12 protein-coding genes are annotated in these 13,018 nt (G+C 45.2%); 5 read left to right on the forward strand and 7 right to left on the reverse strand.

Annotated features, from left to right (window positions below):
* Nucleotides 1-294: 294 nt before the first annotated feature.
* The gene (locus QUB30_RS10910; protein ID WP_333333041.1) at nt 295-1,101 is read right to left on the reverse strand and encodes a DUF2267 domain-containing protein; all 807 of its coding nucleotides are present in this window, start codon (nt 1,099-1,101) and stop codon (nt 295-297) included.
* Between the two features lie 551 nt (nt 1,102-1,652).
* Between QUB30_RS10910 and QUB30_RS10915 the strand changes: the two genes are divergently transcribed.
* Nucleotides 1,653-2,111, forward strand: a complete 459-nt coding sequence (locus tag QUB30_RS10915; protein WP_333333043.1) for a response regulator — start codon at nt 1,653-1,655, stop codon at nt 2,109-2,111.
* Here QUB30_RS10915 and QUB30_RS10920 read toward each other — a convergent pair.
* The 4 genes from QUB30_RS10920 to QUB30_RS10935 all read right to left on the reverse strand — a co-directional run bounded on the left by QUB30_RS10920 (nt 2,080) and on the right by QUB30_RS10935 (nt 4,723).
* A complete protein-coding gene (locus tag QUB30_RS10920) occupies nt 2,080-2,496 on the reverse strand; it encodes a DUF2294 domain-containing protein (RefSeq protein ID WP_333333046.1) in 417 nt (138 codons plus the stop codon). The two genes, QUB30_RS10915 and QUB30_RS10920, sit on opposite strands and share 32 nt — an antisense overlap.
* Before the next feature lie 355 nt (nt 2,497-2,851).
* The gene (locus QUB30_RS10925; RefSeq protein ID WP_333333048.1) at nt 2,852-3,229 is read right to left on the reverse strand and encodes a BON domain-containing protein; all 378 of its coding nucleotides are present in this window, start codon (nt 3,227-3,229) and stop codon (nt 2,852-2,854) included.
* Nucleotides 3,230-3,484: 255 nt separating this feature from the next.
* Nucleotides 3,485-3,721, reverse strand: coding sequence for an alpha amylase C-terminal domain-containing protein (locus QUB30_RS10930; RefSeq protein ID WP_333333130.1), 237 nt, complete (start codon nt 3,719-3,721; stop codon nt 3,485-3,487).
* 3 nt (nt 3,722-3,724) lie between these two features.
* Nucleotides 3,725-4,723 carry an alpha-amylase family glycosyl hydrolase gene (locus QUB30_RS10935; RefSeq protein ID WP_333333050.1) on the reverse strand — a complete coding sequence of 333 codons (999 nt, stop codon included), beginning with the start codon at nt 4,721-4,723 and terminating at the stop codon, nt 3,725-3,727.
* A gap of 691 nt (nt 4,724-5,414) precedes the next feature.
* On the opposite strand from QUB30_RS10935, the gene QUB30_RS10940 reads away from it, so the two are divergent.
* On the forward strand, nt 5,415-5,663 hold the full coding sequence (locus QUB30_RS10940) for a hypothetical protein (protein WP_333240385.1): 249 nt from the start codon (nt 5,415-5,417) through the stop codon (nt 5,661-5,663).
* Between the two features lie 160 nt (nt 5,664-5,823).
* Here QUB30_RS10940 and QUB30_RS10945 read toward each other — a convergent pair whose 3' ends face one another.
* Both QUB30_RS10945 and QUB30_RS10950 read right to left on the reverse strand, forming a co-directional pair.
* A complete protein-coding gene (locus QUB30_RS10945) occupies nt 5,824-6,669 on the reverse strand; it encodes a cyanophycinase (protein ID WP_333333052.1) in 846 nt (281 codons plus the stop codon).
* 376 nt (nt 6,670-7,045) lie between these two features.
* The gene (locus QUB30_RS10950) at nt 7,046-7,243 is read right to left on the reverse strand and encodes a hypothetical protein (RefSeq protein ID WP_333333054.1); all 198 of its coding nucleotides are present in this window, start codon (nt 7,241-7,243) and stop codon (nt 7,046-7,048) included.
* 351 nt (nt 7,244-7,594) lie between these two features.
* Between QUB30_RS10950 and QUB30_RS10955 the strand changes: the two genes are divergently transcribed.
* The 3 genes from QUB30_RS10955 (at nt 7,595) to QUB30_RS10965 (ending at nt 12,998) form a co-directional block, all read left to right on the forward strand.
* Nucleotides 7,595-9,505, forward strand: a complete 1,911-nt coding sequence (locus tag QUB30_RS10955; protein ID WP_333333056.1) for an ATP-binding protein — start codon at nt 7,595-7,597, stop codon at nt 9,503-9,505.
* 380 nt (nt 9,506-9,885) lie between these two features.
* Nucleotides 9,886-11,997, forward strand: coding sequence for a CHASE domain-containing protein (locus QUB30_RS10960; RefSeq protein WP_333333058.1), 2,112 nt, complete (start codon nt 9,886-9,888; stop codon nt 11,995-11,997).
* A 374-nt stretch (nt 11,998-12,371) separates the two neighbouring features.
* Nucleotides 12,372-12,998 carry an alpha/beta hydrolase gene (locus tag QUB30_RS10965; protein ID WP_333333060.1) on the forward strand — a complete coding sequence of 209 codons (627 nt, stop codon included), beginning with the start codon at nt 12,372-12,374 and terminating at the stop codon, nt 12,996-12,998.
* Nucleotides 12,999-13,018: the final 20 nt, after the last annotated feature.

Below are 13,018 nucleotides of genomic sequence, written 5' to 3' on the forward strand. Positions count from 1 at the left end.
CCCGGGAGCGAGAAACTTGGTTTCTGAGGATGTTTCTGGTTTGCCTACAATTTCGGTTAGAAACCGGGTTTCTCACCGCAGTTACAAGGCAAGAAACGAGCGATCGAACAAGTAGTGAGGACTCAAGTCCGAGCGAGTTTTACCGGGACTCAAATCCTCACTACACAACAATTGCAGAGTTACAAGGCAAGAGGTATACAGAAACCGGGTTGATGAGAAAAGCTTCTGGCTCTAGAGGGCAGAATGCTGGTTCGTCAACCCGGCTTGTAAGTATTTATACCCGAAAAAATCTTGTTAAGCCGACTCCCAAATTTCCCGAATTCTGTCCGGCAAAAAGCCCGCTATTTCCTGAATTCGCTCCTGGGACAACTCATCCTTCGTGGCAGAAAATACAGCCGCGATCGCAGTTTCCGGTTTAACTCCCGGAGGAAGTCCGCCTTCTAGTTCCACCCTCCGTGCAAACAAATTGCCATCGATCCCCAAAGGTGCAGGCTCGCCGGTCAAAGGCCGACGCACCCGGCTCAGCAATCCCACCAGCGGATTGGTATCTTTCCAGAGGTCTGCTATTTCTTGCTGCAGGGTTTTGTCGTCCGTAGGCAAAACTTCTTTGTGCAGTTCAGCTTCCACGCGATCGGACGCTTCTGTTGTCATCACATCGCGCATGATCCGGTACACCAATTCGGTAATGTCGCGGGCATCAAAAATATCCTCCAAGTGACCTTTTAGCATCACTTTTTCCAAAAACGGCATATCCTTAGAAGCGATAGGAACTGCCGACCCTTCTTGGTGGAGGGACTTGGGAGGATTCGTCTCCATTTTCTGTAACAGTTTCTGGCCTTTTTCTGTTAAATCAGCTTCTTGAAATGCCACTAAAGGCGGCAATAACTCAGTGCCTCCGTAAGGCTCTCCACTAAACTCCGCTTTGATAAATTCCCTTTGGTTGAGGTAGTCCAAATGACCGAGCAATTCCGCTTCCGCAACTTCTCGACCGACATATTCTTCGGCTGCATTCCTAATTTCCGACTCACCCCCGCTGCCTTGGGTGCTGCCAATCTTTTTGAGCAAAATGTAAGTCAGGTCGTCTCTGATTGCAATTGTCATCAAAATCTCCTAGGTTGAAATCGGGTTAAACCAAGTAAAAACTGATATTCTTACTTGCTAAAATTGCGATAATTACTACTTAGAAACATTGAAGTATAAACCAGACAAACAAGTATCTCTCAGCAGGTGGAAGTTTTTTAAATTAAGTTTCGGATATAATCTGCCTTGAGATAGATTCACGTAGGGCAATCGGCGTCTACTTGTGGTAGTATCCTGCAAAAGATACCGCCACTCTTCAAAGCAATTAAGCTAGCATTATTTCTTAATAAGATTTTTCTTATTTATCGCGTGTTGTTACCAAAGCTGACGCACCTGTAGGGCCTAAGTTGGTAATTGGCGCTGGGATAGGTAAAAATAGGGAGATGTTATGGCATCGATCGACTCGTGCAGCCAGCGATCCAGCTTGCATGGATATTGTACAATCGAGCTAGACTGAAGACTAGCCCTGTGAGAGCTACAAATACGAGCCAATCTGTTTCAAGTGCCGGAGCGCCACTTGAGGAATGCCTCGGGGACAACTTTTTTGATCGAATTAATTTCGATCGGCATTTATGAACTACCCTACTTGGAAGAATAATTTGGAACCCTCGTCATTCAATAGCGGTCAACAGGCGGTTTACAACCGTCCTTTAGTTTTGGCGGTAGACGACAATCACGACAACTTAGAGCTTCTGACACAAATACTCGATTTATTCGGCTGCGAATGCGTGGGCGCAGTTGACGGGTACGCAGCTCTTTCAGCAGCAGTCGATCGAAATCCCGACCTAATCGTACTCGACATTTGCCTGCCAGATATAGACGGTATAGAATTAGTAAGCCGCATCAAACAAAACCCGGAGCTCGTAGATATTCCGATTGTTGCTATCACAGCACTAGCAAAAGCAGAAGACCGCGATCGGATTCTCGAAGCCGGGTGCGTTGCATATCTATCCAAACCTTTTAACATCAAGGATTTAGAAGCAATTATCCGCTACCACCTCAAGTCTCAGCCGTTTTTGGTTGAGTTTTAGACTTATGATTAGAATCGCGAAATTTAGGTGCAAACTCCAAAATTGCGATCGTTGCTGTGCGGCCAGTCTCCAAGGTCGCATCGGTGAGCAAATCAGTCACTCGCACGCCCAAAACCTCTTTGATTAAGTCTTTCAGTTGCAATTCTAGTACCGATTCTAGTTGTACTCGCACCTGCGAAGCCAAGTCTTCCTGACCGTTCTGAGCCAGCAGTTTTTCTGGTTGAGTAATCGCATTTTCGATCACAATTATCAATTTGTTATCCAAAAGATTGCAGAGCGCCTGACTCGTTTGGTGTCCGAGTTGAGAGCGGTACAAAGCTTGAATTCCCTGGGCAATAGTCCTTTCTAATTTTCCGCGAGTAGGTTGTAATGTTTCCCCGGTCATATTTTTTTACGTAAAGCAAGATAACTCAAAAAAATAGTTACAGAAGAAGGAAGAAGGAAGACAGAAGTTGCAATCGACCGCATGGGGAAAGTGCAATTAAGAACGCCATAATCGTCAGGGCGGTTGCTAAGCGCTGGCCCATCTAAAATTTTACAGTCAATATAGCGCAAGATGCCCAACAGCTTATAAACGTTAACTGCTAAAATAGGACTTACGCATAGGGAATCAGAAACCGGGTTTTTTACGAAAATATTTCCTTCTTGCCGGCCGACTCGCTACAAAACCCGGTTTCTAGGCGTCGGAATGCGTAAGTCCTGTAAAAGTTAACCGTTAACCGTTATCAACAACCGTCGGGCTAGCCGACAGTAACTTGATTAGTTTCCACCCCAGTTGCACCCTTAACACCTTTAGCAATTGTCACCAACTTGTTGACAATTTCCTGACTGGGAACTGTACCTTTGAGAACCACCGTTGTACCCAGTTGAGCCACATAAACAGTCTCAATATCTGCAACATCAGGATTTGCATCAAAGGCCTGAGCCACTCGTTTAGCTAAACCGCTTTGATCGTATTCTCCATTCAATCCCATGCGTTCCGGCGGGATTGTCTGAGTGCTCCCAGCAGGTTGAGCTTGAGTTTGAGATGGAGCAGCAGGTGCTTGGTAAGCGGGAGCTTCAACATTTTCTTGATTTTCAAGTTTTTCTAAACCAAACAGTCTTTTTAGCCAGCCCATAGAGTTTGTCCTCCCACAAGGTTTGTGTTAATTGACAGTTGGCACGTCCCCGTGCAATTGTGATTCTCAATACCAGGAATTACGATCGCACGGCGTTGACGCAGAAGCCGGATTTTTCTACAAAAAAGTATCGTTCCAGCCATCCGCCAGGGTAGAAAAACCCGGTTTCTTGAGTTTGGTTCGCCAGTCCTAACTACCATTTAATGTTGTACAACTGTACTTATCATCTGCCTGGAGACATAAATTCTCCTGCTTTCAAACAAATACCTGCGCTGACCATTCCGGCAAATCAAACTTAAAGCCTTCTTCCCCAACTTCTACGATTTTATTGTACATCAACTCGTGCCAAGTTCCCGCCGGAAAGTTAGGAATGCTGTTAGCAGATAGATAAGTATCCGAAAAATTCGCTACAACCACAGCTCGCGTTCCCGCATCGCTCCAGCGGTAGTAAGGCAGCACTTTGGCTTCGGGATTTTCGTGGATAAATTCAATATTTTAGGTATAAAATGCCGGCAAATATCGCCGCAGCCGGCTCGCGTGTTTGTAGTATTCCAACAACTCATGATTTGGCTGGTTTTTTAACAAATTCCATTGCAGTTTATTCTGCTGATTCGGAGTTTGGCAACTCCACCCGCCAAACTCTTCACCCATCCACAGCATCGGTATTCCTACTGCTGTTACTAACAAAACCGCTCCCAATTTAGCGCGTTTAAAAGCAGTTTCTCGGTCGAGAATCCGAAAGCTTGCTTCCGCCAGCAAGTGGTCGCGATCGTGGCTGGCTAAATAATCGCTCGCATTAGTTGTATTTTGATAGCCTTGTTGTTTGCCATCCAGAACTTGCTTGAGCTTTTCGATATCGAAAGTCTTCCCCGCGAGATTTTCTATGGCAAAAATGCGAAAACTTTGGCATTCGTCAATCAATTGCTTCAAATCTGCGGTTGCACCGTAGCTTGACTCTACGGCAAAGAAATCGCGGACTTTGTAGCCCCAGCTATAATCGCCCGGATATTCATTAACTGGCATTAGTTCGATCGCATTTATCCCTAAATCGCACAGATAATGTAATTTCTCGATAACCTGCTGGAATTTACCGCCACTTTCGGAACCATCTGCGCCGGAAAAATCAGCAACGTGCAGTTCGTAAATAACTAATTCTTCATTTGGTGGGAGTTCTTTGTCATCGTGCTGCCAAACATAGGTATCAATAATTCGTTCCCCGGCTTTGATGCGAACTGCACTTGTATGAGTAGTGCGGTTAATTTCAGTGGCGTAGGGATCGTTGACTTCTACCCATTCGTCCAGCTCAAAATAGGGACTTTGCGATTGAACTCGGAATTTGTATTGATAAATACCGTCTTCTAACTGAATTTTAGTGCGGAAATAACCTTTATCATTTTTTTGTAAGGGAATTTCATCCCATTTGGAAAATGAGCCGATCCGTGTAGCTGCTTTGTTGTTGGGAGCGAAGAGTTTAAATTCAATTGCAGCGGCCATGAATATCTTATTTGCAGAACTTATAGCTGTGATTAGTATTCATTTTTACAATTTTGCAAATCTGTCGCCATCGTTCTTAAGAGTTAAACCTGTAACTCTTATGTTGTAAGGTGCTTATGGGGCACCCGCAGGATTTAGTAAGATGCGCCTACAAGCACCCGGAGGTCAGATTTAAATCTAAAATGTAGTTAAAGTCACTAAAAATTATTAAGCGCTGTTTGTGAAAATTAATTTAACTTTTGATAACTAGATAAATCGTGACAAATATTTAATAATTGTAACTAAAGGAACATTTTTTAGCTGACAGAGCTAATACTGTAGAAAGATGTCATTTTAGGCGGAAAGGGCGAGGATCGGCTTGTAATTATCAGGCAAGGGAAACCAGAAAAATGAATGCTTTATGCAACTGGATTTTCGCGCGATCGACTTTAAGTCAAGTTTGAGCCGAGAATAGCAATGATTATTTTTGCTTATGCCTTGGCAGGACTTGTTTAGTAGTCTTTCACTGGCCAACTTTGTAGAACCCAAATCAGCTTTAACGACTGCTGCTACCTCAGTAATTGGTAATCGGTGAAAATCTCATCCGTCCCTGTTACCCGTTAGATATTTCGAGCAGTGGGTCTAAGGCTCTAAAAGTTTAATGTGGGATGTTGGCGAATTACCGTTACTGTAAAACTCTGGAGGCTTAAAAATGCTAAAACAAATGTGTTGGTTGCCCAGATTGGGAGGCAATGGAGAAAAGATATTGCACTTGCGCACCGAAGCCCGTCAAGCGTGGCGGCCTTACACGGCTTTTCCGCAGTTCGCTGCATCCGACTACCGGGAACCTGGCGGTTCTAAGGGATGGGCAACATTTCAGAAGCTGAAAACTCAAGGGTGGAATTTAATATCGACTGAAGAAGGGCAGCAGTCGATTTTTGGTGAACAGAAAAGTGCTTAAAAAAACCGAAACCGCCAGAAAAAAGAAGAGGTAAAATCCTCTTCTTTTTATTAATTTTGGACGCATAAACGGGGTTTTTAACCATCGTACTTCGTTGCAGCGGTAAAGTGCGTACTGCCCGCCCTACATAATGTTGAGATGTTTGCCTGTAGCAAGTAAATTAGGCGATCGCCGTTTCCCTGTCTGCTGTAAGTGGTACGTTATTGAGCACCGGCTGGTGAGTTTTCAAGTTAAACCGATATCCGTGGGGGAGGATGTGCAACTTGGCGCCGCAAATCGCTAAACCCTCATCCTTCAACCGTCCATCTATATTGTCGTGGAGTTTTTCCGACTCGTCGATGATTGTTACAGCGCTTTCGCCAATAACTTCTAACTCGTCACCGCTGACTAAAATAGCTGTATTTTCGTCAATACCAAATCCCAACACGGCCGGTTGCAGCAAGAGTGCGGTAACTAACCGTCCCAGACGACCTCGCTGGGCGAAATGCTGGTCGATGACAACTCCCGGAAGGAAACCCATTCCCGGGCCCATTGCTACCGCATCAACGCGGGGATTTGTCTCGGAGTCTCCTTCAATAATCATCATGTCTGGCATCATCGCCGCGCCGGCACTCGTGCCGCCAATGATAATCCCTTCCGAGTAGCGTTTGTGCATAGCTACGTCGAGTTTGGTGTCTTTCAAGCAGCTAATAATCCGCGCTTGATCTCCGCCGGTAAAGAATATGCCAGTGGCTTGTTCGATCGCTTCTAAATACTCAGGATTTTTGGCATCTTCGGGTGTCTGGGTGTCAACCACTCGCACATCTTCAGCGCCGAGTCGCTCAAACACTCGGATGTAATTATCTCCTACTTCTCCCGGCAGGCTTGTCGCAGCCGTCATGATCACAATGTGGGCTTTAGTGCCTCCGGCGCAGCGCAAGAATTCCCGCAGAATTTTACACTCCCCCTCTTTGTCTTCTGCGCCCCCAATAATTAGCAACTTCCCCTGATTTTCGTTGCTGGCCATATTATCTCCACTTTTAATTTATTAAATTTCACTAAAACACAAAATTCTTTTTTCTGAAAACTGCCAAAAGGTATAGATAGATACACAAAATTATCTGAATTTTCTGAATTTGATGATTCCTGGACGCACAAAACTCAATGGTTCTGGGGTTTGTTTGCTCGGGTCGCGGGCTGTAAAGATCTTTTTGCTAAAAAAAACTTAACCCCCTCTACCCTAACAGGATAGAGGTGGGTCAAAAAATGAGTTGAATTTATCAGGACTTACGCGCGCGGGGGGCATAAACTCGATTTCTGACTGGATGTTTCCCTCATAAACCTCTTATTCCTCGTAGAAACCGGGTTTATGAGCGTAAGTCCTAAATTAGTCCGATCGCCCCTTAGTGCGATCGTTCGATCAAATTGCTCAATATTGTACGCGCCCGTTCTAAAGGTAGGTGTCTGGGTTTGCCGTTCCAGACAATCTGATATTCGTTGCTGTTTTGACCGTCGCCGTAGCCAGAAATCAGCTTCCGATGAAATGCTTCCTCAGCTAAGTGGTGAACTTTATCCCTGAGAGCAGTTTGTGCTATCTTCATGATTTGCTGCCTCTTAAATTCTCTTTCACATTGATAAACAATTTAAGTGGGCGCTGCACCTCTCAAAAGTTATAGGTTTTTTTTGTGAACTGGGAAAAAAGTAGTCATTAGTCATAAGTGCTTAGTCATCAATGCTGAGTCAGAGGTTGAAGGAAGAAGGAATATTTTCTCGCTCTCCCCCTCTCCCCATTCCCCCATTCTCCCACTCTCCCACTCATCCTCTCCCGCTATGCTGAAGGCAAAATTGGTCGCAGTATTTGTCTGACTGCTGCAATATCTATGCCCGCAGGTAGTATCCCATGAACCGACAAGAGACTTACCGTAAAAAGTTAGCTCAAAGGAGGTTAGAAAATGCTGCAAGAAAAAAGCACCGAAACAGCCCGCGTCAATGCTCGAAAAACCGATATTTTTGATGTTTTCAACTTCAAACACTATATCGGGCCAAACCCTTATTTAGACACCGCGGCTTTAGTTTTTGATTTAGCGGTGACGGGCGCGAGGGAACCTTTGCCGATCGCACATTACCAGAAAATTATTGGCGATCGCTACCCGCAACTCCTGCAAGAAACTTTCTCGAACCACGCCCAACTGTTCGGGCGTACCGCCTCAGAAGTAGCAAAACTCGACATGGGTTTGCATTTCCAACACTGGAACGTCAAGCCGTTTTCTCACTTTAACAGAATCAGCATAGAATCACTTCACGCCCGCAGCGCCAGAGCAGTAGTTTACGCTGTTTGGGATTGGTTTGAAGCCATCAATCAAAATCAAGACTTTCCCTTGGAAGCACAAATGGGCGCGCTGCAAAATATGTTCCGGCAGTCAGTTTACGGAGGCCCGACAGTTTATTCGTTAATGCGATCGGCATCCCAAAAAGGCATTCCCGCATTTTATTTGTGGGATGAAGGACTAATGCAATACGGGTACGGCAAAAAACTGGTTCGCGGCTCTGCAACTACCTTTGATTCTGACAGCCATTTAGACTCAGATTTTACCACGCGCAAAGACGATTGTAAAGCTTTTCTCGCTACATTAGGATTTCCTGTTCCCAAAGGCGATATCGTCTCCACAGAAAACGGAGCTCTGGCAGTTGCTAGAGAAATTGGCTACCCAGTTGCTATCAAACCAGTAGTCGGTCATAAAGGAATTGGCGTCACAGCAGATGTCCGAGATGGTGAGGAATTGCAGGCAGCTTTTAAAAGAGCAGTTAAGGCAATTCCCGAAACAGATCCGGTGCGAGTAATTGTGGAGAACAGCATCAAAGGAGCGGATTTTAGGCTGCTGTGCGTTGACGGCAAATTTGTTTCTGCAACTGAACGCCGGCCCGCTTGGGTAACAGGGGACGGCGACTCAACAATTCGCGAATTGATCCGCCGCGAAAACCGCAAACCAGAACGTTTGGATACGCCAACTTCGGCCCTGAGCAAAATTCAGTCCGACGAAGCGATGGAAATGTATCTGGAAGAACAAGGGCTGTCATTGGATAGTGTCCTAGAGGGCGATCGCACTGTGTCTCTGCGCAAAGTCGCCAATCTTTCTGCAGGCGGCGTCAGCATCGACGCTACCCGCACTATTCACCCGGATAACATTGTTTTGGCTCAAGATATCGCCCTACATTTTCGGTTAACTTGTTTGGGGATTGATGTGGTAACAGAAACTCTCACCAAATCTTGGAAAACAGGCAATTTTGGGATTATCGAGATCAATGCCGCGCCGGGAATTTTCATGCACCTCAACCCGGCTGTCGGCGAAGGTGTTGATGTGCCTTCGCATATAATCGAAACTTTCTTTCAATCGGGAAAATCCGCCAGAATTCCGATTATTACTTTCAACCGAATTTCGGTGCAAGAACTGCAAGAAACCATCGACCACATTCTGTTGCAGCATCCCGATTGGACAATCGGTGCTGTTTGTCGCGGTGGACTTTTTGTCAACCGTTCTGAAAAAGTTTTGAATAAAAATTACCATCTTAACGTGCAAAGTTTGCTGCGGCATCCCAAGCTCGATTTGTTAATTGCTGAATATCCCGAAGATATTTTGGAAGATGAGGGAATGTTTTATCGGGGCAGCAATATGGTGGTGCTGGACAATCCGGGAGAAACTGAGATGATGTTGGTCAGAGAAAGCACTGATGACGATACTGTGGTGGTGAGGGAAGGAAGTAGTATTTCTATTCGCCGCCAGGGATTGATCGAACAGTATACTCTGGGCGATGATGAACCGTTTACACGGGTTTATTTGAAGGAAATAGGGACTGTTTTGTAAGCTGTTCTGGATTTAACTTTGCTTTGTAGGGCGGGCCAGGAGTGTCCGCCCTACAAGATTTTAAATAATTTTTCTCGTTCCTGGGTTCTTCCGGGGCAGGAAGTTGGGGAGCGCCCAGATAGGAACTCGCTTCGTTACAGTTAGTTACAATTGGTTTCAATTCCTCAGTCGTGGATGCACTATTCGTAAGAAACCGATTTCTTCCCCGATTTGCCGTTACCACACCAATATTTTGGTACAAATCGCCTTTCTCAGGGTAAGTCCTATTCGTGCGATTATAAGTTTTTAGACAATTTAGTTTCTGCGCTGTCCTTCGTGTTATCAAGGAATTTCACAAGTATTTAAACGAATTACACTCCGGTGGCAGAAGGTTTGAGAATATGAATGTTGCGAGCAATTGGTTTAATTCGGTGACGGAAATTTTACTGTCTCACCGTCGCTACATTCCAGCAGCGCTGACTCTTTGCACCGGTACAAGCTTGTCCTTGGCAGCCGCAGCAGTCGTTTGGGATGGGGAAAACCAACGAATGCAAGCTGAATTTCATCAGCAAGCCGATCGCCTGAATGTGGCATTGCAGCAAAGCATCAATAAAAATTTAGAATTTCTGTACTCACTTGAAGCATTCTACAGCGCATCTACTGAAGTTACCAGACAAGATTTTAAGCAATTCGCTCAACCTGCACTTTCCCGAAATTCTGCTATACATTCTGTTAACTGGATTCGGCGCGTGCCTGCTGCCCAAAAAGCAGCTTACGAACGGACAATTCGAGCCGAAGGTTTTCCGGCATTTCAAATTTACGAGCGAGCTCCTGACCAACAGCCGATCGAAGCAAAAGTGCGATCGGAATATTTTCCAATTACCTACAGAGAAGCACTAGAAGAAGATAACAAACTGCTCGGTTTTGATGTTGCCTCCAACCCCGAGCGCAAAGCAGCTTTAGAGAAATCGGTGAATACCGGGAAAATAGCGGCTTCCGCGCGGATTAGATTAGTCAGCAACAATCAACCGGGATTGCAAGTATTTCTACCAGTACCCAGCCGCACAAATTCTGCAGATAACTCGGTCAACAGCCGCCAAAACCTGATGGGAGTTATTGCGGGTCTGTTTCAGATTACCAATATGGTCGATTTCTCTTTAGAATCGCTAAATTTAGACAACATTAATTTTTACCTCTATGACAACTCTGCTATAGAGAAAGAACGCTTTCTGGTGCGATACGACTCACAAGCTAAGCAGTTGATAGATAACCCAAAACACGAAAAGCCAGAGTTAGCTAATTTGCGGGGAAAAATCTGTCAATATCTGAGTGCTTGCACTCGCTTATTTAACGTAGCAGACCGCCAGTGGATGCTGCTAGTTTTGCCCGGGAATGGGTACAACAGTCTGAGGACGCATCAGGGTTCGCTGGCAATTGGCGCGATCGGACTATTGATGACTGGCAGCTTGACGATTTACCTGTTGATGTCTGTAGAACGTACCGCAAAAGTAGAACAGCAAGTGTACGATCGTACAATTCAACTAAAAGAGCGCACCGCTGAACTAGAAACGGCACTGAAAAATTTGCAGGCCGCTCAATTGAAACTCATCCAAACTGAAAAAATGTCCAGCTTGGGGCAGTTGGTGGCTGGAGTTGCCCACGAAATTAACAATCCTGTCAACTTCATCTCTGGCAACCTGATCCATACAGGCGAATATACTCAAAACTTGCTGGAACTTGTAGAAATATACCAGCAGCAATATCCGAACCCAACACCCGAAGTGCAAGCGAAACTAAAAGAGATCGAATTGGATTTTATCAGTCAAGACTTGCCTAAAATCCTAAAATCTATGAATTTGGGAGCTGAACGCATCCGCGAAATCGTGCTTTCTCTGCGGAATTTTTCGCGCTTGGATGAAGCTGAAATGAAGTCGGTTGACATTCACCAAGGCATTGACAGCACCTTGATGATTTTGGATAGTCGGCTGAAACCTAAAGCTGATTTTCCGGGCATCCAGGTCATCAAAGAATACGGAAATTTGCCCTTGGTGGAGTGCTGGGCTGGACAATTAAATCAGGTATTTATGAATGTTTTGACTAATGCTATTGATATTTTATATGACGAAGCAAATCATTGTTTTGCTGTCGTGCAAAATCAATCAAATTCTGCCTTTTTACCTACTATTCGGATTCGCACTGAACTTTTAAGTTCTAATTGTGTATGCGTGCGAATCGCTGACAATGGAGCGGGCATGACGGAAAATGTAAAAAAACGTTTATTTGAGCCGTTTTTTACTACCAAACCTGTAGGGAAAGGTACTGGATTGGGATTGTCTATCGGCTATCAAATAGTGGAAAAACATCGCGGTTCGCTCAGGTGCGTATCGGCTCCGGGAGAGGGAACTGAATTCTGGATTGAGATACCCATACGGCAACAGTTCGAGCAATCTGTTTCTAAGGTTTCACCGGCAGTAGGTGTCAATTTGAATGAGCGGGAGAAATCTCGGTTTTAGCTGAGTCTTACTGGGAGCATCTCAATGAAAGCAGCCCAGCTATAAATTGGAGACAGGAGGCAGGAGACAAGAGGCTCTCTTGCTGCGGGTAAAGAGTCAGAAAGAAGGAGCCAGAAGAAGTGTTTTTACAAATATGAGAGGCTCCCTAATTCCTGTTTAGAAAATGTGAATTATCCGAACTCTACCTGGGAAAGTTTCGGATTTCGCACTCTACTTTCAACAGTCAACAGTCAACAGTCAACAGTCAACGGTTATAGTTCTTCGCCAGCGCGTGCTCATTTCCAGTCAAATCTCACCAAAACAAATATCTGGGGTTTTAGCCGCCGCGACAATTTATAATTGTAGCAATGCCAGATTACCAATTACTAATTACGATGTCTTTACAATCTATTAGCATTCCGCCCACAACCGATCGCAAACCTGTCGCTTTGATTGTCGCTTTGCACGGATGGGGTGCTAATGCTCGGGATTTGACTTCCTTAGCACCGGCTTTCAATCTGCCGGATTATCAGTTTGTGTTTCCCGATGCCCCGTTTCCCCATCCCCACGCAAGGGGCGGCAAAATGTGGTATGACCTTCAAAATCAAGACGCTCAGGGATTGGTACAAAGTCGGCAATTGCTGAGGGAATTTTTGCTGTCTTTGGAAAGCAGCACGGGTGTGCCTTTGTCTCGCACAATTTTAGGCGGTTTTTCTCAAGGTGGAGCGATGACTCTAGATGTGGGATTGACTTTGCCCGTAGCCGGTTTAATTTGTCTGAGCGGTTATTTGCACCCGTCGATTTCGCCAGTTGCGGGGAGTGTTTTACCACCTGTTTTAATCGTACACGGTACTCAAGATACTATTGTGCCCGTTAGTGCTGGTGTGCGATCGCGCGACAGTTTGACTGCTTGGGAAGCTGCGGTGCAGTATCAAGAATTTAACATGGGACACGAGATTCTGCCGGAAGTTATAGATGTAATGCGAAGTTTTGTTGTAGAAACTGTGTCGAAATCTGATTAAAGGTTTAATATATAGTATGG

Origin of the sequence: Microcoleus sp. BROC3 (assembly GCF_036702515.1) — a bacterium.
In the GTDB taxonomy this organism is placed as follows: domain Bacteria; phylum Cyanobacteriota; class Cyanobacteriia; order Cyanobacteriales; family Microcoleaceae; genus Microcoleus.